Below are 21,623 nucleotides of genomic sequence, written 5' to 3'. Positions count from 1 at the left end.
ATTCGGCCGCTTTCTGGAGATTTCCAGCGACGAGCCGCTATCCTCGAAAGGCCCACGGTTGGTCGTTCGCTGCGCGAGTGGACGGCTGCTCAGCCTGACCCCGAAAGCACTTCGTTTGACAAACCCGGATGCGCGAGCCGACGTGACGTCGGGTCGCAGAGCGCGAAGCGACGAGTCGTCGACCCCGCTCACCCGGCGGCAGCTCCGCGAGCAGCAGGCCCTCGAGGCCTCGGCCCGGGCCGAGAGCGCGGGGTCGCTCGAGTCGGCGAAGTCCTCCGTGGCGGCCGGCGACAGCCGGCGCGCACGCCGGGCCGCCGAGGCCGCCCCCGCCCTGGAGTCGCCGACTCCCGCTGCGGCGGTCGCTCCGACAGCACCTGTCGTGCCCGTCGTCACGAGCGAGATCGTGGTGGTGCCCGCCGCCGAGGCCGTTCCCCTGACCCGGCGGCAGCTCCGTGAGCAGGAACAGCAGCAGCGTGAACGCGAGCTCGCGCTCCGCGCCGAAGAGCTCGCCGACCTCGAGATCGCGGAGCTCGGCTCCGCGCCGCTCGAGCCCGCCGTCGAGCTCGTGCTCGATCCGGTCGAACCCGAGCCGGCGCATCCGCTGCTCGACTCGGCTGCGCCGGCGTTGCACCTCAGCCGCGCCGAGCCCCGCGCCTCCCTGCCCGCGCTCGCCGCATCGGCCGCCGCGACCACGACCTCCGGGGCGACCCCCACCGCCCGCGAGGGCCGCGCCCGGCGCCGGCGCTCCGTCGAAGGCGGCGCACGACGCTCCCGGAGCCGGGGCGGCTGGGCGAAGGCCGGGGTCACCGCGGTGGCCATGAGCTTCGTGCTCGGCATCACGGCCGTCACGGCCATCCCCTCCACCGTCTCGGCCAGTCCGGTCGACGCGAACGTGGTGAACCTCAGCCTCAACGCCGGCACCGCGCCGGCGCCGCAGCAGCTGGTCACGGCATCCGGTTCGGCCACCGAGGTGGTGAACCGCGACGGCTACGCGGTCACCGATGCGGGCGAGCTCCAAGCGGCCGGCTATTCCACCGCGCAGCTGCTCGTGGGCCGCTCGCTGGCGCAGGAGCTCGTGAACGCCGTCGATTCGGGCAAACTCGTGGGGTCGACGCCCGATCACATCAAGGAGATCCGCTGGATCGCGCAGGGGGTCACGGTTCCCGATTGCGGCGTGGACTACCGGGTGCTCGAGATCATCGCGATCGCGGTGCGCAACTTCGACCAGGTCGGGGTCTCGGACATCAACCGCAAGTGCACCGGTCAGATCGAGGGCGCCGGCACGAGTTCGTCGCACTACACCGACGGTGGCGGCCATGCCGTCGACTTCTATCTGCTCGACAACAAGAGCTTGAACGGCACCGACGCCGGCACCCTGAAACTGATCAGCCTGCTCGACCCGGTCATGCCGGTGGGTGCGCATGTCGGCCAGGCGCAGTGCCGTGCTTCGGCCGGCATCAAGCTGCAACTGACGAACTGGACCGAGTTCGACGACTCCTGCACGCACATGCACGTCGATGTGCCGTCGACGGATGCGCCGCTCCTGCTCACCGACGATTCGGTGCTCGGCGGTCAGTAGCCGTCGAGGCGATGCCTCGCGCCACGCCGGTCGCGGCCAGGGCGCGTGCGATGGCGATGGCGACCACGGTGAAGATCACCGGGGAGAGCACCGACCCCGCGATGAGCACGACCGCTGCCGCCGGTTCGAGCTCGTTCGCGCCCACCAGGCGGTACATGCCGATGGCGAGCAGCACGCCGGAGAACACGGCGCCGACGAGGAACAGCCAGACCGGCCAGAGCCGGTAGCGGGTGACGAGGAAGGGCAGCTCCTGCACCGCGCCGATGCCCACCGCGATGAGCGCCGCCACGAAGCCGAGCGGCTGGAAGGCGGCCGAGACGAGTCCGGAGAGCACCGTGACGAGAAGTGCCACGCCGCCGCGCCGGAAGAGGAACTGGGCGACCGCGCCGGGCAGGAAGTAGATGCCGAGCGTCAGGCCGTAGAGCATCGGCAGCACGGCGTTCACGGTGCCGCCGAGGTAGGACGCGGCGACGTAGAGGATGCCGCCGGCCACGCCGATCGCCGCGCAGCTGAGCAGCAGCCGGGTGCTCGTGTTCTTCATCGTTCCTCCAGCAGAAGTCTACGGGCGGTGTGCTCACGGCTGCTGCGGCGGTGCTCCACGGGTCGAGCGCGCGGCGTGCGACGATCGGTGCATGGGAGAACGGGAGACCCGCGCTGTGCGGGTGCGCCGCGCCCGTGTGCGTTTCGCGGTGATGGGTGTCGTGGGTGCGGCGGTGGCTGCGGCATCCGTTCTGCTGGGTGAGCCCACCGTCGCGGCCATCGCGGGCTGGGCCGCCGCCTGCATCGTCTACCTGGTCTGGGTCTGGGCGAGGATCGGCGGGCTGGATGCCCGCGAGACCGAGGCGCACGCCTACCGCGAAGACCCGACGCGCACGGTCAGCGACGTGATGCTGATCTTCGCGAGCGTCGCGAGTGTGGTGGTCGTGGTCTTCGTGCTGTTGCAGGCCAACAGTGCGCCCGGCGTCGCGCGCGACGTGCTCAGCGCCATCGCGGTGCTCAGCGTGGTGGTGTCCTGGGGTCTCGTGCACACCCTCTACACGCTGCGCTACGCGGTCGTGTACTACTCGGGTACGGTGGGCGGCATCTCCTTCAACCAGGACGAGCCGCCCGCTTATGGAGACTTCGCGTACCTGGCCTTCACCCTGGGCATGACCTTCCAGGCGTCCGACACGAACCTCACCTCCTCCGTCGTGCGGATGACGGCGCTGCGGCACGCGCTGCTGTCGTACTTCTTCGGATCGGTGATCCTGGCGAGCATCGTGAACCTCTTGGCGGGTTTCACCCCCTGACCCTCATTCGCGTGGCATACTAACTGAGCATTGATCATTTACTCAGGAGGGTGTGCCATGAGACAGATCGGGAGCCGGATTCGGCTGATGGGGCTGACGGCGGCGGGAGCGATCGCGCTGTCGGTGTTGGTGGCGCCGGCGACGGCGCAGGCCGACGAGCTCGTGCCGGTGCTGAACAACGACGCGTACACCCTCACCGCGGGGGTCACCTTCGAGACACCGCCCGGCCACGGCGTGTTCGCCAACGACATCGACCTGCCGATCGGCGCGCTGATCTCCATCGCGGCCGGCCCGACGCACGGTCAGATCGACGGGCTCGGTGATGGCGGCTCCTTCAGCTACACGCCGGCCGCCACGTTCGCGGGCGACGACTCCTTCGTCTACTGCGTCAGGCTCGGCAAGGCCCTGCCGTGTCTGCCGCTGCTCACGGCAGAGGTGACACTGACCGTCACGCCGACCATCGAGCGGGTCGGCGGAGCCGACCGGTACGCGGTGTCGGCCGGGGTGGCGGCGAAGTTCCCGGCCGAGATCGACACCGTTTACGTGGCCTCGGGGCAGGTCTTCCCCGACGCGCTGTCCGCGTCGGCCGCCGCGGGCACAGTCGACGCTCCGGTGCTGCTGGTGACGAAGGATGCGGTGCCCGCGGTGGTCGACACCGAATTGCGCCGGCTGCAGCCGCACCGCATCGTGCTGATGGGTGGGCTGAACACCGTCAGCGCTGCGGTGGAGACCGCCTTGGGGGCGTTCGCCGACGAGGTGGATCGCATCGGCGGAGCAGACCGTTATGCGGTATCGGCCGCCGTGTCGCGCAACGCCTTCGTCCCGGGTGTCCCGATCGCCTACGTCGCGTCGGGTGAGGTGTTCCCGGATGCGTTGTCGGGCTCTGCCGCAGCCGGTCTCGTTGGTGGTCCGGTGCTCCTCGTTGCGAAGAACGGCGTTGCCGCGGATGTGCGCACCGAGCTCACGCGTCTCGCTCCCGAGCGAATCATCGTGCTGGGTGGCACCAACACGGTGGCCGACGGCGTCTCGACGGCACTCACCGCCATCGCGCCCACGACGCGGATCGACGGTGCCGATCGGTACGCGGTGTCGGCGGCGGTCTCGAACGACGCGTTCACCATCGCTTCGACCGGCACCGTCTACATCGCGTCGGGCGAGGTGTTCCCTGACGCGCTCTCCGGCTCGGCGGGTGCGGTGAAGTTCCAGGCGCCGGTGCTGCTCGTTTCGAAAGACAACGTGCCTGCCACCATCGTGGCCGAGCTGCAGCGGCTGAAGCCGGTGCACATCGTGGTGCTCGGCGGCCCCAACACCGTCACCGACGCGAACTACGCCCGCATCGCGACCTACCTGGCGAAGGTGGAGGTCGGGAAATAGCGGGCGGGTGGCGGTCGGGGTCGGTCAGATCAGGACGATCAGGGCGACGATGACGGCGAGCACTGCTGTCGCCAGGAGCACGATCGCGATGCGCGTGAGTGGCGTCCACGGCGAGACCCTCGTCGTGCGGGCGGCCGATCGGCGCACTACGAAAAGTGCCGCGCCCGCTGCGATCGCGACGAGGGCGCCGATGGCGGTGCCGATCAGGAAGCCGCCGCGGAGGCAGGCGAAGGCGAGCAGCAGCGCGATCATCGCCGTGGAGAGCGCGGTGCGCTGCCAGGCCACCGCGCTGCGCGCGGGCCGACGCCCGGGCGTGCGCGCCGTGCCGTCCCCCGTCTGACGCATACCCGAACTCTACCGACCCGCCAGACGCCGAAGAGCCGGCCGCCTCACGGCGACCGGCTCTTCGAAGGGGAGGTGATTACATCGGGGGCATGAGCACCGAGTCGATGAGGTACACCGTCGCGTTGGCGGTCTTCACGCCACCGCAGATGACCTTGGCGCCGTTGACCATGATGTTGTCGCCGCTTCCGGTGACCTCGACCGTGCCGCCCTCGACGGTGGTCTGGGTGCCGTCGATCTTGTCAGGCGCGATCTGGCCGGGCACCACGTGGTAGGTGAGGATCTTCGTCAGCGTCGCTGCGCCCTCGGGGGTCTTCAGCGAGTCGAGCGTCGCGGCGTCGATCTTGGCGAACGCGTCGTCGACCGGGGCGAAGACCGTGAACTGGCTGCCGTTCAGCGTGTCGACGAGGTTGACGTCGGGGTTCACGCCGCCCGAGACCGCGGCGGTCAGCGTCTTCAGCAGCGGGTTGTTCGAGGCGGCGGTCGCCACCGGGTCTTCAGCCATGCCTGCGACCGAGCCGGCGCCGTCCGGCACCGCGTCGGCGTAGGCGGCGCAGCCCGAGCCCACGAGGTCGGCCGCGGCGTCGTCGCCCGCCATCGAGTCGGGGGTCGAGGTCATGCTGGGCGAGGGAGCCATCGACTCCTCGCTGCTGGACGAGCCGGAGCCGGAATCGGTGCTCGAGCCGGAACAGCCGGCGAGACCGAATGAGGCGGCAGCCGCGATGGCGAGAACTGCGAACGTGTGGCGCTTGGTGATACGCATGGGACCTTCTCCTTCAGGGATCGGTGATAACCGGCCCCTCACCAGCGCTTTTGCTGCGGTGGCGGTGGGCCGTGCCTTCAGAAGGTCTTCGGAACCCTGCCCACGGCGGATTGGAAAAAAGATTCAGCCGAATGCTTCGACGATCGGGCGGAACTTCATCTTCGTCTCCAGGTACTCCCGTTCGGGATCGGAGTCGGCGACGATGCCGCAGCCCGCGTAGGCGGTGATGTCACCGGATGGGTCGACCTGCGCCGAGCGCAACGCCACGGCCCACTCGCCGTCGCCGTCGGCGCCCACCCAGCCCACCGGTCCGGCGTAACGACCGCGATCGAAGGGCTCGAGCTCGCTGATCAACGCCAAAGCCGCCGAGGTCGGCGTGCCGGCCACCGCGGCGGTCGGATGCAGCGCGCTGATCAGGTCGAGCGACGTCGACCCGTCGCTCAGCGTTCCCACGATGTCGCTGGCGAGGTGCCAGAGGTTCGGCAACTTGAGCGTGAACGGCAGCTCGCTCACGATGAGGTTGCGGCTGTGGGGGGTGAGGGCCGCCATCACGCTCGTCACGGCGTAGCCGTGCTCGTCGAGGTCTTTGGTGGAGGTGGCCAGCGCGACCGCGCGGTCGTGGTCGGCCTCCGCATCCGTTCCCCGTGCGGTGGTGCCGGCGAGCACCCGTGCGCTGACCGTGCCGTGGTCGACCCGCACCAGCGTCTCGGGGCTCGAGCCCACGAATCCGTCGACCGCGTAGGTCCAGCAGTCGGGGTAGCCGAGCGCGAGGTCGGTGAGCGGCCGGCGCAGGTCGGAGCCGGCCGGGAGGTGCCCGGTGAGGTCGCGGGCCAGCACGACCTTGCTGAGCTGCTGGTCGTCGATGCGGGCGACGGCGGCGTCGACGGATGCGCGGAACGCCTCGGGCGAGACCGCTCCCGGCAGCAGGGCGAGCCGGTACTCCGGGCCGAGCGGCCGGGCCACCGGGGCGGGGATGCTCGCCGGGTCTTCGCCGTCGACCGTGGTTCGGGTGATCCAGAACTGACCGTCGCGCTTGCCGAGCACGAGCCGGGGCACGATGAGGACGCTCGTGGCCGCCGAATCGTCGGCGAAGGCGAAGGTGCCGAACGCGACGAGCCCGGTGCCGGGGGCGCCCACGGGATCGACGACGGTGGCGGCGTCGACGACGCTCTTCCAGGCGGCACAGGCGTCGGGCATGCGGGTCGGGCCGGAGAACTCCAGCCGGAGGGCTTCACCGACCCCGGCGATGCCCTGCCCCTTGCGCATCCAGATGAGCGGATGCGCCGGGTCGATGAGCGGGATCAGCAGCTTCAGATCGTCGACCCGGGTGGTCTCGACCCGGAGCCGTGGAACCGGGGAGGTATCGCTCACCGCATCAGCTTACGTCCGTTTGCGGGTCGGAGCGGTCGTGCAGCATCCGCCCGTAAACTGGCAGGGTGACCAAGGCAGACCTCAGCAAACGACCCGAGCAGGTCTCTGCCATGTTCGACCAGGTCGCGGCCGGCTACGACCGCACCAACACCGTGCTCTCGGTCGGCAACGCGACGCTCTGGCGGGTGGCCACCACGCGGGCTGTCGCCCCGCGGCCCGGCGAGCGCATCCTCGATCTCGCGGCCGGCACCGGCACCTCGAGCGCGTCGCTCGCCCGCAGCGGCGCGCATGTCGTGGCCGCCGACTTCTCGCCGGGAATGATCGAGGTGGGCAGGAAGCAGCAGGCCGACGTGCCGAACATCGAGTTCGTGGTGGCCGACGGCATGGCTCTGCCGTTCGGCGACGACGAGTTCGACGCCGTCACCATCTCGTTCGGTCTGCGCAACATCGTCGAGCCGCAGACGGCGCTCGCCGAACTGTTCCGCGTCACCAAGCCCGGTGGGCGCATCGTGATCTGCGAGTTCAGCAAGCCGATCGCCCCCATCCGCTCGGCCTACTACTGGTACCTCAAGCACATCATGCCGCCGCTGGCGAAGGTCGTGTCGTCGAACGTGCCGGCCTACGACTACCTGTTCGAGTCGATCGAGTCGTGGCCCGACCAGAAGACCCTCGCCGGCTGGCTGCGCGCCGCCGGGTTCACCGACGTGAAGTACCGCGACCTGAGTGCCGGGATCGTGGCCCTGCACAAGGGCACGAAGCCGCTCGCGGCCCGGCCGGCCGAGCGGCCCGCGGCCGAAGAAAAGTAGGCTGGTGCCTGTGACCCCCAGTCTTCGCCGTGCCACCGGCCGGTCGACCCCGCTCTCCCTGGCGGACCGCCTCTTCTCCACCGGGGAGGATCGGCGCACCGCGCGCCTGATCGAGGACAGCATCGACGCGCTCGAAGCACGCCTCGCGGTCGAGACCACCTTCACCGGCGGTCTCGTCGATGTCGTCTCCCGCTACCTGCTCGAGGCGGGCGGCAAGCGGGTGCGCCCGATCCTCGCCTTCCTCACCGCTCAGCTCGGTGCCGGGGTCACCCCCGAGGTCATCACCGCGGCGACGTCGATCGAGCTCACCCATCTCGCCTCGCTCTACCACGACGACGTGATGGACGACGCGGATCAGCGGCGCGGCGTGCCGAGCGCGCAGAACGTCTGGGGCAACTCGGTCGCCATCCTCACCGGCGACCTCCTGTTCGCGCGGGCCAGCGCCCTGCTCGCCCAGCTCGGTGAGCGGGCCATCCGTCTGCAGGCCGACACCTTCGAGCGACTCTGTCTCGGCCAGCTCAACGAGACCCTGGGGCCTGCGCCGGAGCAGGACGAGGTGGAGCACTACCTCACCGTGCTCGCCGACAAGACGGGCTCCCTCATCTCGGCGTCGGCGCAACTCGGCATCATCTTCTCGGGTGCCGACTCCGGCTACGAGCAGCCCGTTCGCGCGTTCGGCGAGAAGGTGGGCATCGCCTTCCAGCTCGTCGACGACGTGATCGACATCGCGCCGAACGACGAGGACTCGGGCAAGACCCCGGGCACCGACATCCGTGCCGGTGTCGCGACGTTGCCGGTGCTCTACCTCCGGCAGGAGGCGGTGACGGATGCGGCGGCGGCGACGTTGCTCGCCCGGCTCACACCGGCGGCGCTGGAGGCGGCGACCGACGCCGAGGCCGACGACGCGATCCGGGAGTTGCGCGAGCATCCGGTCACCCGGCGCACCGTCGAGGAGGCGCGCCGGTTCGCCCGCGAGGCCGTCGAGGCGCTCGCCCCGCTGCCGGCCGGCACCGTGAAGAAGACCCTCACCCGCTTCGCCGACACCGTGGTGGAGCGCACCAGCTGACCTGGCGCATCCGATCGGATGCGCGCCCCGGGACGCTCGGCGTCCCACCGATACGAAGGAACTCACCGTGACCAAGCTCCGTTTGGCCATCGTCGGAGCCGGCCCCGCCGGAATCTACGCCGCAGACCTGCTCGTGAAAGCCGAGCGTCACTTCGACGTCTCGATCGACCTGTTCGAGCAGCTGCCCGCCCCGTACGGGCTCGTGCGCTACGGCGTCGCGCCCGACCATCCGCGGATCAAGGGCATCATCACCGCCCTGCGCGAGGTGCTCGACTCCGGGGTCATCCGCTTCTTCGGCAACGTGCGCTACGGGGTCGACATCACCCTCGACGACCTCAAGCAGCACTACAACGCCGTCATCTTCGCCACCGGCGCCATCCGCGACGCCTCCCTCGAGATCCCGGGCATCGACCTCGAGGGGTCGTACGGCGCGGCCGACTTCGTGAGCTGGTTCGACGGGCATCCGGATGTTCCGCGCACCTGGCCGCTCGAGGCGCGGTCGGTCGCGGTGATCGGCAACGGGAATGTGGCGCTCGACGTGTCGCGCATCCTCGCCAAGCACGCCGACGACCTGCTGCCCACCGAGATCCCGGCCAACGTCTACGAGGGGCTCAAGGCCTCGCCCGTCACCGACGTGCACGTGTTCGGCCGGCGCGGGCCGGCGCAGGTGAAGTTCACCCCGCTCGAACTGCGCGAACTCGGCGAGATGAACGACGTCGACATGATCGTGCACGACGAGGACTTCGACCTCGACGACGCCTCGAAGGCCGCGATCGAATCGAACAAGCAGGTCTTCGTGATCAACAAGGTGCTGAACCAGTGGCGCGAGCGGCCGGTCGGCCAGGCCTCGCGCCGCCTGCACCTGCACTTCTACGCCAAGCCGCTCGAGATCGTCTCCGACGGTGCGGGCCGGGTCGCCGCCATCCGTTTCGAGCGCACCGAGCCCGACGGTGCGGGCGGCGTGCGGGGCACGGGCGAGATCCGCGAGATCGAGATCCAGGCGCTCTACCGCGCGGTCGGCTACTTCGGGTCGCCGCTGGACGGCATCCCGTTCGACGAGCACCACGGTGTGATCCCGAACCACGAGGGGCAGGTGCTCGACGACCACAACGAGGTCATCCCGGGCGTCTACGCCACGGGCTGGATCAAGCGCGGCCCGGTCGGCCTCATCGGCCACACGAAGTCGGATGCGATGGAGACCCTGTCGCACCTCGTGCGCGACCAGGCCAACTGGTGGAGCCCGGCGGAGCCGGCCGAGGAGGCGATCCCCGCGCTGCTCGAGTCGCGCGGCGTGGAGTACACCGACCTCGACGGCTGGCACAAGCTCGACGAGCACGAGCTGGCCCTCGGCGCGGCCGACGCGCATCCTCGCCTCCGGGTGAAGGTCGTGCCGCGCGACGAGATGATCGCCATCTCCCGCGCCTGACCCTCCTCGCGAGGAGGGGCGGGGTGGAGGTCAGCGGCGCACGCGGGCGCGCACGGCCAGGGCGGCGCAGGCGATGACCGCGACGGCACCCACGACGGTGGCCGCCGTGAGCGGCTCGCCGAGCAGGAGCGCCGCCCACACGATCGTCAGCACCGGCTGCACCAGCTGGATCTGGCTGACGGAGGCGATCGGCCCGATGCCGAGGCCCCGGTACCACGCGAAGAAGCCGAGGAACATGCTGATCGCGCTCACGTACCCGAAGGCCAGCCAGCCCTCGAGTGGTGCGATCGGCGGATGCCGCAGCACCGAGAATGCGGTCAGCGCCGCCATCACCGGCGCCGCCGCGACCAGAGCCCAGCAGATGACCTGCCACGACCCGATCTCCCGCGCGAGCAGGCCGCCCTCGGCGTAGCCGACCGCTGCGGCCACGACCGCGCCGAGGAGCAGGAGGTCGGAGAGCTGGAGGCCGCCGAATCCGCCCTCGCTCACGAGAGTGAAGGCCACCACCGCGACCGCGCCCGCGATCGACGCGAGCCAGAACAGGCGGCTCGGCCGCTCCCGGCCGCGGATCACGGCCACCACCGCGGTCGCCGCGGGCAGCAGCCCGATGACGACCGCGCCATGGCTCGCCGGAGCCGTCTGCAGGGCGAACGAGGTGAGCATCGGGAAGCCGAACACGACGCCGGCCGCCACCACGAGGATGCGCGGCCAGAGCCGACGAGCCGGGACTGGCGAGCGCGTCACGAGCAGCACGACGACGGCCAGCACGGCCGCCACCACCGCACGGCCGGCGCTCACCACGAGGGGGTCGAGCGTGGCGACGGCGATGCGCGTGAATGGCAGCGTGAACGAGAACGAGAGCACGCCGAGGAAACCCCACACGAGTCCGGGCGCCCCGACTCCGGTCGATAGCGGAGACGCCGTCAGTGCAGTAGCGCTACTATGTTCCCTCATGGCCCAGAGTAGCAGTGCGACGCGTATCGCGGCGGAACTGCGGCAGCTCGTCGCCGGCCTGCGCGCCGGCGCACGACTGCCGTCGACGCGGGAGATCGTGACGCGTTTCGGCGCGAGTCCGGTGACCGTGCAGCAGGCGGTGCGGATGCTCGTTCGCGAGGGTCTCGTCGAGTCGCGGCCCGGCGCCGGCACCTTCGTGCGGCACGCGCAGCCGGCGCCGCGGGCCGATTACGGCTGGCAGACGGCGGCGCTCGGGCCGGCCCGCTCCGACGCCGGTTTCGTCGGCTCGACGCTCCAGACCGTCGGGCCCGACGTGATGGCGCTGCACAGCGGCTACCCCGTCGACGACCTCCTTCCCGTTCGTGCCGTGCAGGCGGCGCTGGCGCGCGCGGCGCGGTCACGCAGCGCGATCGACCGGCCGCCCGCATCCGGGCTGCCCGAACTGTGCGCGTGGTTCGCCGGCGAAGTGGCCGAGGCGACCCGCAGCGGCGGGGCCGCACCCACCGCATCCGATGTCCTGGTGATGCCGGGTGGGCAGAGCGCGCTCTCGTCGATCTTCCGGGCGCTCGCCCGGCCGGGGGAAGCGATCGTGATGGAGTCGCCGAGTTACTGGGGAGCCATCGCCGCCGCCCGGCAGGCGGGGCTCACGGTGGTGCCGGTGCCACGCGATCCGAGCGGGGACGGCGTCGACCCGCTCGTGCTCACCGAGGCGTTCGAACGCAGTCGTGCCCGGCTGTTCTACGCCATGCCGCAGGTGGCGAACCCGACGGGCGAGAGCTGGTCGGCGTCGCGGGCGGAAGAGCTCCTCGACGTGGTGCGCTCGAACGGCGCCTTCCTCGTCGAAGACGACTGGGCCCACGACTTCGTGCTCGAGACACCCGTGCGCCCGCTCAGTGCTCAGGATGCGAGCGGTCACGTCGTGTACGTGCGCTCGCTCACCAAGAGCGTGTCGCCCGCGGTGCGGATCGCGGCCGTCATCGCGCGGGGGCCGGCGCGCACACGCATCCAGACCGATCGCGTGGTCGACGGCCTGTACGTCAGCGGAGTGCTGCAGACCGCAGCGCTCGAGGTGGTGTCGGCGCCGGGGTGGAGCGCGCATCTGCGGCGGATGCACGAGCAACTGCGCGCCCGCCGCGACGCCCTGGCGGGCCTCGTGACGGAGCTGCTGCCGGCCGGAACCCTCACGTCGGTGCCCCGCGGGGGCCTGAACCTCTGGTTGCGGCTGCCGTCGGGCGTGAACTCCGACGCGTTCGTGGCCGCCTGCGCCCGGGAGCGGGTGCTCATCTCGCCCGGGCGGGAGTGGTTCCCGGCCGAGCCGCCAGGGGCGTTCGTGCGGGTGAACTACTCCGGGCCCGATCCGGCGCGGTTCGAGGAGGCGGTGCGGGTGATGGCGGACGTGCTGGCCGGGGGCGGGGCGGCCGGGGCAGGGGCCGCCGGCGCGGCCGGCTGAGCGGCCCGTTGCCGGTGGCGATGCGGTGACCCGCACAGCTGCAGAAGACCTCTCGACTGATGTCGGTGGTGCTCGCTACAGTCACAGGCATGGCCATCACCGCTGTATCCCTCGCCGGGCTCGCCTCCCTCGTGTCCGGCCCCGTCCTGCACCGCGGCGACGCGGCTCTGGCTGCCGAAGTCGCCGCCCAGAACACCGCGGTCGTGCACGACCCCGAGGTGGTCGTGGGGGCGACCAGCGAGAGCGACGTCGCCGAGGCCGTGCGGTTCGCCGTCGCCAACGGTCTCCCCGTGCGCGTGCTGGCCACCGGTCACGGCAGCCAGGTTCCCGTGACCGACGGAGTGCTCATCACCACGCGGCGACTCGACTCGCTCACGATCGACCCGGAGACCGCCGTCGCCACCGTCGGGGCCGGCAACCGCTGGCGCAGCGTGATCGCCGCTGCGGCCGAACACGGCCTGGCGCCGGTCGCAGGGTCGTCCGACAACGTGGGGAGCATCGGCTACACGCTGGGCGGCGGCGTGGGGCCGGTCGCCCGCACCTTCGGGTTCTCGTCGGATTTCGTGCGGGGCTTCCGCGTCGTCACCGCGGCGGGCGAGGTGGTGAGCGCCGGGCCGGACAGCAACAGCGACCTGTTCTGGGCGTTGCGCGGTGGCAAGGGCGGCCTCGGGGTCGTGACCTCGATGGACTTCGCGCTCGTTCGGCTGTCGACCCTCTACGGCGGGGCGTTGTTCTTCGACGAGGAGCACATTCCCGCGGTGCTGCGCGCGTGGGCCGCCGTCACCGAGACGGCACCCGAAGAGGCCACTTCGTCGGTGGCCGTGGTGCGCTTCCCGCCGTTCGATGTCATCCCCGAGCCGTTCCGTGGCAAGACGGTCATCTCGGCGAGGTTCGCCTACACCGGCGATCCGGCGGAGGGGGAGCGGCTGTTCCAGCCCATCCGCGACGCGGCCCCGGCATTCCTCGGGGAGGTCGGCGAGATGCCGGCGAGCGCGATGGCCATGATCCACAGCGACCCGACCGACCCGGGGCCGGTCTGGGATCGCGGGATGCTCCTCACCGGCATCGACGGCGACTTCGTCGAACGCTTCCTCGAGATCTTCGGGCCGGGCCGCGAGGTGCCGGTCATCGCCGCCGAGCTCCGGCACCTGGGCGGTGCCACCGCGCGCGACGTGCCCGAGGGCAGCGCGGTCGGCGGGCGCGGCGCGGCGTACACCTTCGTGATGATCGGGGTGCCCGATCCGTCGCTCTTCGACACCGTGCTGCCGGCTGTCGCCGACGGCATCACGGCACAGCTCTCACCGTGGGTGTGGGAGGAGAACAACATCAACTTCGCGGGCGGCCTGTCGGTGCCCGGCTCGTTCGAGGCGTCGTGGCCGTCGGCCATCTTCGATCGCCTGGCCGAGGTGCGGCGCCACTACGACCCCACGCACGTGTTCCCCTACCCCGACCGCAAGCGTTGAGCGCCGTGGCGTGATCTCAGGCCGCAAAGGGGCCGGCGAGCGCCGCCCACTGCAGCAGCATGATCGTCTTCGCGTCGACGATGTCGTGCCCGATGCGGGCGAGTGCGTCGTCGATGCCCAGCTCGACCAGCTCGATGTCCTCGCCCTCGTCGGCGAGCCCGCCGCCCGTATCCGCTCGTTCGCCGGCGCGGTAGGGCGCCGCGAAGAAGTGCAGTTTCTCGGTCACCGAGCCGGGGCTCATGTAGGCGTCGAAGACGTGCTCGACCTCGCCGATGGCATAACCGGTCTCTTCGCGGGCCTCGCGCCGGATGGCGGTTTCGGGGTCGTCCTCGTCGAGGAGACCGGCGGGGAGTTCGAGCAGCAGGCCGTCGGGGTGCCCGTTGACGTAGGCGGGGTACCGGAACTGGCGGATGAGCAGAACGGTGCGCCGTTCGGCGTCGTGCAGGAGGATGGTCGCCCCGTTGCCGCGGTCGTAGGTCTCGCGCTCCTCGGTCGACCAGTGCCCGTCGCTGTGCTGGAACTCGAACCGGGTGGTACGGGTGACGTACCAGTTCGAGCTGAGCAGCTGAACATCCGTCACGCGCACCCGCGGGTTGCCGGTGAGGTCGCGGCCGGTCTGGTCGAGGCCGGTGCGACCCCGGCGGTCGGGCACGTCGACGCCGGGGCGGCCTTCGCTCGTCACGCGGTCAGCGGAAGTTGATGAACTGGAGGGCGACGTCGAGGTCGGCGCCCTTCAGCAACGCCATCGTGGCCTGCAGGTCGTCTCGGCTCTTGGAGCTCACCCGCAGTTCGTCGCCCTGGATCTGCGACTTGACGCTCTTGGGCGCCTCGTCGCGGATGAGCTTGTTGATCTTCTTCGCGTCGTCCTGCGCGATGCCGTTCTTCATCGACGCCTCGATGCGGAACTCCTTGCCGCTGGGGTAGGGGTCGCCGGCATCCAGCGAGCGCAGCGAGATGCCGCGCTTGATGAGCTTCGACTCGAACACTTCGAGGATGGCCTTGACCCGCTCCTCGGAGTTGGCCTTCATGAGCACCTTCTCGCCGCTCCACTCGATGGAGGCGCCGACGTTCTTGAAGTCGTAGCGCTGCGCGACCTCTTTCTGAGCCTGGTTGAGGGCGTTGTCCGCCTCCATCTTGTCGACCTTGCTGACCACGTCAAACGATGAATCTGCCATGCCCCAACTGTACGCGCGAGCTCCGTTGTGATGAAGTCTCAAGATGGCTAGGATAGATGGCTAGGAGGTCGGGGAGACCATGGAGATGTTCAATGTGCTGGAAGCCAGAAACAATTTGTCGCGCCTGGTGGCTCGCGCCGAAGCTGGGGAAGAGATCGTGATCAGTCGGCGCGGTGTGCCTGTTGCGAAGATGGTGCCGTTCACCCCACGTCGGGGCATGACGGGGCGAGAGATCGTCGAATGGCTCGAAGCCAACCCCCTGCCTGAGTCTTCACGGAAGACGCCCGAAGAGGTCGATGAGGTGATTCGCGACATCCTGGCAGGGCGCGAGGATTCGTGATCTACACGGACACCAACATCCTCGTGTACCTCATCGAAGACCGCACCGCTCGTGGCGACGAGCTTCGCCGCACCTTCCGCGAGATGTCGGCGAAGGTCGCCGTCAGTCCGCTCGTGGCGATGGAGTGCCGCGTCGCGCCGCTGCGGCGCGGCGACACGCTGCTCGCTCGCCGCTACGACGGTCTCATCGAAGAATTGACGATGCTCAGTATCGAACCCGAGATCTACCGCGAAGCCGCGGCGCTGCGGGCTCACCACGGCGTGAGCACTATTGACGCGTTGCATCTCGCCACCGCGCAGTTTCATCTCTGCGATGGATTTTGGACGCACGACCTGCGGTTGGCGCGGGCTGCCGGGGGTGTCGGGATCACGGTGGTCTGAGTCTCGGCGCCTCCTGTCAGACGGGTCTGGTTGAGTGGGGGCGTGCGGAAGATGTGGGGTGCAGGGGTTGCCGCGGTGGCGGTGGCTGGTGCGGTGGTCGCAGCGTTGAGCGGGTGCTCGGCTGGCGGGGGCGCGAGCACGGGAGACGACGCGACGTTCGCGGTGCGGGCCGAGGCGGTACGGGCATCCGACGTCGGCGATGCGGCGTTCGCTGATGGCACGCCGAGCGCCCAGCTCGTCGACGGTGGGTGGCTCGATCGGGTCGCGGAGGCCACCGGCATTCCGCGGCGCGCGCTGCAGGGGTATACGGGTGCTGCTCTCGCGATCGCCGAGGAGCAGCCCGACTGCCACCTCGGCTGGAACACCCTGGCCGGCATCGGCTGGGTCGAGTCGCACCACGGCACCATCTTCGGCGGCCACATCCAGGACAACGGCGTGACGAGCGATCTCATCATCGGCGTCGCGCTCGACGGCAACGGGTTCCAGGAGATCCCCGACTCGGATGCCGGAGCGGTCGACGGCGACACCGAATGGGATCGCGCGGTCGGGCCGATGCAGATCGTGCCGACGACGTGGGCGGCCTGGGCGACGGAGGCCAACGGCGACGGGGTGCCCGACATCCACAACATCGACGACGCCTCGCTCTCGGCCGCCGAATACCTCTGCTACTCGGGCGGTGACCTCGGCACCGAGGAGGGCTGGCGCGACGCGATCGCCGCGTACAACGAGTCGCCGGCGTACCTCGACGAGGTGCTCGACTACGCCAATCGCTACGCCGAGGAAGCCGCCGCGGCGAACGGCTGAATCGCCCGGCCGAGACGATTTCGCTCAGGGCACAGTCGCGGGTATTCTTTATCAGCGCCTTCGGTTGTGTTGCAGAACGTGGTCGGGTGCGCCCTGGCGGGTTACCCAAGTGGCCAAAGGGATCTGACTGTAAATCAGACTGCTTCGCATTCGGGGGTTCGAATCCCTCACCCGCCACTTTTTCAACCGCGACTCAGCCGGGTGCCCTGACGACTGGGAGACCCACCATGGCAGACGCCACCCCCGCCGAGTTCCTCGAGCTCGCCCGCTCCATCGCCCTCGAAGCCGGCGCGCTCATCGCCCGGCGCCGCGCCGAGGGTGTGACCGTCGCGGCGAGCAAGTCCTCGCCGGAGGACGTCGTGACGTTCGCCGACCGCGAGTCGGAGGACTTCATCCGGGCCCGGCTCGCCGAAGCGCGACCCGACGACGGCTTCTTCGGCGAGGAGTCGGCCGCCACACCCGGCAGCTCGGGTGTGACCTGGGTGGTCGACCCCATCGACGGCACGGTGAACTACCTCTACGACATCCCGGCCTACGCCGTGAGCATCGCCGTGGTGGAGGGCGACCCCGACCCCGCCACCTGGAGCGCACTCGCCGGCTGCGTGGTGAACCCCGTGACGCAGGAGGTGTTCACCGCCAGTCGAGGCGGTGGGGCCTTCCTCGGTGATCGGCGGCTGGCCGTCAACACGGGCGTCGCCCGCTCCCAGGCTCTCGTGGGTACCGGGTTCGCGTACGACGCCCAGCTGAGGGTGAAGCAGGGCCGCTTCGTCACCGGCCTCGTGGAGCACGTGCGCGACATCCGTCGTGCCGGTTCGGCGGCGCTCGATCTGTGCTCCGTCGCCGCGGGCCGCCTCGACGCGTACGCCGAGCGCGGACTGAACCCCTGGGACTACGCCGCCGGCGCCCTCATCGTGCGTGAAGCGGGTGGCCGGGTGGGCGGATTCGGCGGCGCGGCCGAGAGCTCGATCATGACCTTGGCCGGCGATCCGGTGTTGCTCGACGAGCTCGAACCCCTTCTCTACGAATTGCACCGCGACGCGGGTCTTCCGCTCTGATCGTGCGTGACACTCGGATGCGACGCGGGTTTGTTGCATCGGGTGGCATTTCCATAGCGGCGTATGTAGCCTTGATCGATCCGCTTGTCTCGCTTACCCCGAGAACACCCGACGTTCAACCGGAAGCTCCAACACATTGGCACGTATGACTTCACGCCCGGATGACGAGTCATCCAAACGCGAGGCCCACGGTTCATCGAAGCACCCCACCACCTCCTTTCCCTCCCGCCGCGCCCTGCGCGCGAACTCCGCTGCGCCCGCCGACGGTGGGGCGGCGAGCGAGGCCGTCGAGTCCGTGACGCCCCCGCGCAGTCGCCGCGAAGCGCGTCTCGCGACCACCACCTCGGGCTCGGTTTCGGTACCTGCTGCTCCGACCGCCGCCGCCGCCGGTGCCGGTGCCGGTGCCGCCATCGCCGGTTCGAGCCGGCGCGCGGCTCGAGTCGCGAGCGCCGCTGCTGACACCTCGGCATCGAACGCCGCCTCGCGCCCGGCCACCGAGGGTGCAGCGCAGCGCGACGACGTCGCGGCCAGTACGGTCGCCGCAGCACGTCCGCACTCGCCGCGCGCTCGCGCCGGCCGTCGGGCCGCCGAGGCGTTCTCCGACGAGATCGAGCGGCCCGCCGGCGGCCGGCGCGCGATCGTGCCGGTGCCGACCACGACCGTCCCGGCCGCGGGCGCCGACACAGCCGATGGGGTGCTCTCCACCGCAGAGGTGGAACTCGAGGTCGTCCCAACGGTGAACGCCGGAGACGCCACTGACGGGGAGTCGCCCGTCATCAGCGCCATCGGTGCGCCGCTCATCGCGACCGCCGCCATCCCTGTGATCGCCACGGCTGAAGCGGTTCTGCCGGCGCGGATGGCAGACGACGGCGAGGGCAGGATCGACGAGTCCGCGAAACCGTCCTCCACCGTCAAGCCCGTCTCCCGACGGTCGCTCCGCACGGCCGCGCTCTCGACGGCGCAGACCGAGCCGGCCGGCCCGGCCGACGCATCCGATTCAGCGAAGGCGACGCCGGCGAACGGGTCGGGTGCGGGACGAGCCGAAGACGCTCAGCCGCGCACCGGCCGGCGGGGACGTCGCGCCGTCACCAAGGGCGGGTTCAGCGTTCTGGCGCTCGTGTTCGCCACCGGCATCGCCGTCGCCACGACGATGCCCGCCGAGGCGCTGCACGCGGCCTCGGAGAGCCAGCACCTCGACACGCTCGCGGATGCGGCGACGCCCGCGCCGAGGGTGCCGGGGCAGGAGCTGACGACCAGCGCGGAGGCGTCCGGGGCGAGCATCGCGCGCGACGGGTACAGCGTGCGCGACACCGCGGCGCTGCAGGCGGCCGGGTTCCGCATCGCGGACACGTTCACGAACAACCCGCGCGGGGCGATCCAGTGGCCCTTCCCGGTCGGGGTGCCGATCAGCGACGGCTTCGGCTACCGGGAGTCGCCCGGCGGCATCGGCAGCACCGACCACAAGGGCGTCGACTTCGCGCCGGGGCAGGGCACGCCCATCCAGTCCATCGCCGACGGTGTGGTGAGCTCGGTGCAGCCGTACGACAACAGCGGCCTCGGCGTGCACGTCATCATCGACCACGTGGTCGACGGCCAGAAGGTCTCGAGCGTGTACGGTCACATGCTGACCGGGTCGATCGAGGTCAGCGAGGGCCAGGTGGTGAAGGTCGCGCAGACGATCGGGCTCGTGGGCAACACGGGTGCCTCGACCGGCCCGCACCTGCACCTCGAGATCCGCCTCGACGGCGTCACCCCGGTCGACCCCTACGCCTGGCTCCAGACCCACGCGGTCTGAGGCTGCTCCCCCTCGCGAGGAGGGCTACGCGAGCCAGACCGTGGTGTCGGCGGGCAGGGCCGCCTCGGCGAGAGGCTCCGACGCGAGCAGCAGATCGCCGACCGGGAGCTCCACCGCGGTCTCGCCGATGTTCGCGATGACGGTGATGCCGTTGTTGCCGAACGCCACCACCTCCGGCCCGTAACCCGGCAGCCACTCGAGGGTGCCCGTGCCGAGGTCGAAGCGCGAGCGCAGCTCGAGCGCGAGCTTGTAGAGCTCGAGGGTCGACCCGGCCACGCCTTCCTGCTCCGAGCGGGCGTACACATCCCACCCGGCCGGCTGCGGCAGCCAGCTCTGGTCGGAGCCCGCCGGCCCGAAACCGTAGGTCGGCACGCCGGCCTCCCACGGGATGGGCACCCGGCAGCCGTCGCGCCCGTAGCGCTCGCCGTTGCTGCGGAACCAGGTCGGGTCCTGCCGCGCCGAATCCGGCAGCTCGATGTCTTCCGGCAGACCGAGCTCTTCGCCCTGGTAGATGTAGGCGCTCCCCGGCAGGGCGAGCATGAGCGCGCTCGCCGCCCGTGCACGGCGGAGGCCGACGACGGGGTCGGGCAGGCCGGGGGACTTCGGCCCGATGCCGTGCCCCTGCGGGTTCTCGGCGGTGAGTGCGAGCCGGGAGGCGTGGCGCACGACGTCGTGGTTCGACAGCACCCAGGTGCTCGGGGCGCCCACCGTCGCGAAGGCGGCGATGGAGGTGTCGATGACCCGCCGCAGCTCCGTCGCCGACCACCCGGCCGAGAGGTAGGTGAAGTTGAACGCCTGCTGCATCTCGTCGGGCCGCACCCAGCGTGCCAGCTTCGTCAGCGGCTCCACCCACGCTTCGGCGCAGAGCACCCGGTCGCCCTCGTACTCGCTCAGCACCTCGTGCCAGCCGCGGAAGATCTCGTGCACGCCGTCCTGCGCCCAGTAGGGCGGGGTGGGCGGGTCTTCGGATGCGTCGGCCGAGATCTCCGGCTCCAGCCCGACGGTGCCGCCGCCCATGCTCCCCGCATCGGCAGGAGGCGTGTAGTCCGGCAGGCCGTCTTCTTTGATGAGGCCGTGCGCCACATCCACCCGGAACCCGTCGACCCCGCGGTCGAGCCAGAAGCGCAGGATGCCGTGGAACTGCTCGCGCACCCAGGGGTTCTGCCAGTCGAGGTCGGGCTGGGACTTGTCGAAGATGTGCAGGTACCACTGGCCGGGCGTGCCGTCGGGCCGCGTGACACGCTCCCACATCGGGCCGCCGAACACCGACTCCCAGTTGTTCGGCATCTCGTCGCCGTTCGGGCCCTTGCCGTCGCGGAAGATGTAGCGGGCCCGCTCGGGGGTCCCCTCGGGCGCGGCGAGAGCCTCCTGGAACCACCGGTGATCCCACGAGGTGTGGTTCGGCACCAGGTCGACGATGACGCGGATGCCCAGCTCGTGCGCCGTGGCCAGCAACGCGTCGAAGTCGTCGAGCGTGCCGAAGAGCGGGTCGACGTCGCAGTAGTCGGCCACGTCGTAGCCGGCGTCGTGCTGCGGAGAGGTGAAGAACGGGGAGAGCCAGACGGCGTCGATGCCGAGCTCGGCGAGGGCGGGCAGGCGCTTGCGGATGCCCGTGAGATCGCCCACCCCGTCGCCGTTGTCATCGGCGAAGGAGCGGGGGTAGATCTGGTAGATCACGGCTGAACGCCACCACTCGCCGCCGGTGCCGACGAGGGTGGCGGTGGGCTGCGCATCCGTCTCGGGGAGGTCTGCTTCGGGGGAGTCCGCGATTGTCATGAGGAGAACTCTAAGGGATGCGCGCGGGCGCCTGGAACCGTTTGCACATCGGGCGGCCGCCGGGCGGCGAAACGGGGCGGCGAGTGATGCTATTCTCTACTGGTGCCAAAAGCCGCTCGCGGCTGCGCGCGCCCCCTTAGCTCATTGGTAGAGCACTTCCTTGGTAAGGAAGAGGTAGTGGGTCCGATTCCCACAGGGGGCTCCGGCTTCCGACGAAGCCCTGGCGGGATAGCTCAGTTGGTTAGAGCACACGGCTCATAATCGTGGGGTCGCGGGTTCAAGTCCCGCTCCCGCTACGAAAACCCCCAAGATCTCGCCATCTTGGGGGTTTTTGCTTGTGCTTTGAGCGTGAGTGGCGCGATAGAGATTGCGCACGGTGCTGGCGGAACAGAGTACGAATCTCAGCGTCTCCGCA

At 70.3% G+C, this 21,623-nt stretch carries 21 protein-coding genes and 3 tRNA genes; 16 read left to right on the top strand and 8 right to left on the bottom strand.

Annotated features, from left to right (window positions below):
• Positions 1–142 precede the first annotated feature (142 nt).
• Complete coding sequence (locus AC3WLB_RS12165; RefSeq protein ID WP_492506285.1) at positions 143–1,579, top strand: hypothetical protein; 1,437 nt, start codon at positions 143–145, stop codon at positions 1,577–1,579.
• On the opposite strand, the gene AC3WLB_RS12160 is transcribed toward AC3WLB_RS12165, so the two are convergent.
• Entirely contained in the window at positions 1,548–2,120 is a 573-nt protein-coding gene (locus AC3WLB_RS12160; protein WP_492506283.1) for an ECF transporter S component, read from the bottom strand. The two genes, AC3WLB_RS12165 and AC3WLB_RS12160, sit on opposite strands and share 32 nt — an antisense overlap.
• Positions 2,121–2,211: 91 nt before the next feature.
• Here AC3WLB_RS12160 and AC3WLB_RS12155 point away from each other — a divergent pair, with 91 nt between their 5' ends.
• Entirely contained in the window at positions 2,212–2,868 is a 657-nt protein-coding gene (locus AC3WLB_RS12155; protein WP_492506281.1) for a DUF1345 domain-containing protein, read from the top strand.
• A 57-nt stretch (positions 2,869–2,925) separates the two neighbouring features.
• Positions 2,926–4,242, top strand: a complete 1,317-nt coding sequence (locus AC3WLB_RS12150) for a cell wall-binding repeat-containing protein (protein WP_492506279.1) — start codon at positions 2,926–2,928, stop codon at positions 4,240–4,242.
• 24 nt (positions 4,243–4,266) lie between these two features.
• Here the strand turns inward: AC3WLB_RS12150 and AC3WLB_RS12145 are convergent, their stop codons facing one another.
• From AC3WLB_RS12145 to AC3WLB_RS12135, 3 genes are all read right to left on the bottom strand, one after another.
• Positions 4,267–4,587 (bottom strand): hypothetical protein, encoded by a 321-nt coding sequence (locus AC3WLB_RS12145; RefSeq protein WP_148287572.1) that lies wholly within the window; start codon positions 4,585–4,587, stop codon positions 4,267–4,269.
• 76 nt (positions 4,588–4,663) lie between these two features.
• The gene (locus AC3WLB_RS12140) at positions 4,664–5,347 is read right to left on the bottom strand and encodes a fasciclin domain-containing protein (protein WP_022896554.1); all 684 of its coding nucleotides are present in this window, start codon (positions 5,345–5,347) and stop codon (positions 4,664–4,666) included.
• Positions 5,348–5,470: 123 nt separating this feature from the next.
• A complete protein-coding gene (locus AC3WLB_RS12135; protein WP_022896553.1) occupies positions 5,471–6,718 on the bottom strand; it encodes a chorismate-binding protein in 1,248 nt (415 codons plus the stop codon).
• A 65-nt stretch (positions 6,719–6,783) separates the two neighbouring features.
• On the opposite strand from AC3WLB_RS12135, the gene AC3WLB_RS12130 reads away from it, so the two are divergent.
• The 3 genes from AC3WLB_RS12130 to AC3WLB_RS12120 all read left to right on the top strand — a co-directional run bounded on the left by AC3WLB_RS12130 (position 6,784) and on the right by AC3WLB_RS12120 (position 10,016).
• Positions 6,784–7,524, top strand: coding sequence for a class I SAM-dependent methyltransferase (locus tag AC3WLB_RS12130; RefSeq protein ID WP_022896552.1), 741 nt, complete (start codon positions 6,784–6,786; stop codon positions 7,522–7,524).
• Between the two features lies 1 nt (position 7,525).
• On the top strand, positions 7,526–8,590 hold the full coding sequence (locus AC3WLB_RS12125) for a polyprenyl synthetase family protein (RefSeq protein ID WP_492506776.1): 1,065 nt from the start codon (positions 7,526–7,528) through the stop codon (positions 8,588–8,590).
• Between the two features lie 67 nt (positions 8,591–8,657).
• A complete protein-coding gene (locus tag AC3WLB_RS12120) occupies positions 8,658–10,016 on the top strand; it encodes an FAD-dependent oxidoreductase (protein ID WP_492506276.1) in 1,359 nt (452 codons plus the stop codon).
• 30 nt (positions 10,017–10,046) lie between these two features.
• Here AC3WLB_RS12120 and AC3WLB_RS12115 read toward each other — a convergent pair whose 3' ends face one another.
• Positions 10,047–10,970 (bottom strand): DMT family transporter, encoded by a 924-nt coding sequence (locus AC3WLB_RS12115; protein WP_492506274.1) that lies wholly within the window; start codon positions 10,968–10,970, stop codon positions 10,047–10,049.
• Between AC3WLB_RS12115 and AC3WLB_RS12110 the strand changes: the two genes are divergently transcribed.
• On the top strand, positions 10,969–12,420 hold the full coding sequence (locus AC3WLB_RS12110; protein WP_492506272.1) for an aminotransferase-like domain-containing protein: 1,452 nt from the start codon (positions 10,969–10,971) through the stop codon (positions 12,418–12,420). The genes AC3WLB_RS12115 and AC3WLB_RS12110 overlap by 2 nt on opposite strands.
• 89 nt (positions 12,421–12,509) lie before the next feature.
• On the top strand, positions 12,510–13,883 hold the full coding sequence (locus AC3WLB_RS12105; RefSeq protein ID WP_492506270.1) for an FAD-binding oxidoreductase: 1,374 nt from the start codon (positions 12,510–12,512) through the stop codon (positions 13,881–13,883).
• A 16-nt stretch (positions 13,884–13,899) separates the two neighbouring features.
• On the opposite strand, the gene AC3WLB_RS12100 is transcribed toward AC3WLB_RS12105, so the two are convergent.
• Complete coding sequence (locus AC3WLB_RS12100; protein WP_492506268.1) at positions 13,900–14,565, bottom strand: NUDIX domain-containing protein; 666 nt, start codon at positions 14,563–14,565, stop codon at positions 13,900–13,902.
• Positions 14,566–14,569: 4 nt separating this feature from the next.
• Complete coding sequence (locus tag AC3WLB_RS12095) at positions 14,570–15,058, bottom strand: YajQ family cyclic di-GMP-binding protein (RefSeq protein WP_031282506.1); 489 nt, start codon at positions 15,056–15,058, stop codon at positions 14,570–14,572.
• 79 nt (positions 15,059–15,137) lie between these two features.
• On the opposite strand from AC3WLB_RS12095, the gene AC3WLB_RS12090 reads away from it, so the two are divergent.
• From AC3WLB_RS12090 to AC3WLB_RS12065, 6 genes are all read left to right on the top strand, one after another.
• Positions 15,138–15,398, top strand: coding sequence for a type II toxin-antitoxin system Phd/YefM family antitoxin (locus AC3WLB_RS12090; protein ID WP_492506266.1), 261 nt, complete (start codon positions 15,138–15,140; stop codon positions 15,396–15,398).
• Positions 15,395–15,778: a type II toxin-antitoxin system VapC family toxin gene (locus AC3WLB_RS12085; protein WP_492506264.1), complete on the top strand. Its 384-nt coding sequence runs from the start codon at positions 15,395–15,397 to the stop codon at positions 15,776–15,778. Before AC3WLB_RS12090 ends, AC3WLB_RS12085 begins: the two co-directional genes overlap by 4 nt.
• Positions 15,779–15,829: 51 nt before the next feature.
• Positions 15,830–16,582, top strand: coding sequence for a lytic transglycosylase domain-containing protein (locus AC3WLB_RS12080; RefSeq protein ID WP_492506774.1), 753 nt, complete (start codon positions 15,830–15,832; stop codon positions 16,580–16,582).
• Between the two features lie 95 nt (positions 16,583–16,677).
• Positions 16,678–16,759 (top strand) — tRNA-Tyr (locus AC3WLB_RS12075).
• Between the two features lie 50 nt (positions 16,760–16,809).
• Complete coding sequence (locus AC3WLB_RS12070; protein WP_492506262.1) at positions 16,810–17,637, top strand: inositol monophosphatase family protein; 828 nt, start codon at positions 16,810–16,812, stop codon at positions 17,635–17,637.
• Positions 17,638–17,782: 145 nt separating this feature from the next.
• Complete coding sequence (locus AC3WLB_RS12065; RefSeq protein ID WP_492506260.1) at positions 17,783–19,432, top strand: peptidoglycan DD-metalloendopeptidase family protein; 1,650 nt, start codon at positions 17,783–17,785, stop codon at positions 19,430–19,432.
• A 24-nt stretch (positions 19,433–19,456) separates the two neighbouring features.
• Here AC3WLB_RS12065 and AC3WLB_RS12060 read toward each other — a convergent pair whose 3' ends face one another.
• Positions 19,457–21,208, bottom strand: coding sequence for a glycoside hydrolase family 13 protein (locus AC3WLB_RS12060; RefSeq protein WP_492506258.1), 1,752 nt, complete (start codon positions 21,206–21,208; stop codon positions 19,457–19,459).
• Positions 21,209–21,338: 130 nt separating this feature from the next.
• Here AC3WLB_RS12060 and AC3WLB_RS12055 point away from each other — a divergent pair.
• Both AC3WLB_RS12055 and AC3WLB_RS12050 read left to right on the top strand, forming a co-directional pair.
• Positions 21,339–21,410: transfer RNA gene (locus tag AC3WLB_RS12055), tRNA-Thr, on the top strand.
• Between the two features lie 20 nt (positions 21,411–21,430).
• Positions 21,431–21,504, top strand: a tRNA-Met gene (locus AC3WLB_RS12050).
• The last annotated feature ends 119 nt before the right edge of the window (positions 21,505–21,623 follow it).

This window comes from Herbiconiux sp. FW305-C-125, assembly GCF_058783455.1.
The sequence above is the reverse complement of the archived record's forward strand: the minus strand, read 5'-3'. Positions and strand labels throughout refer to the sequence as shown.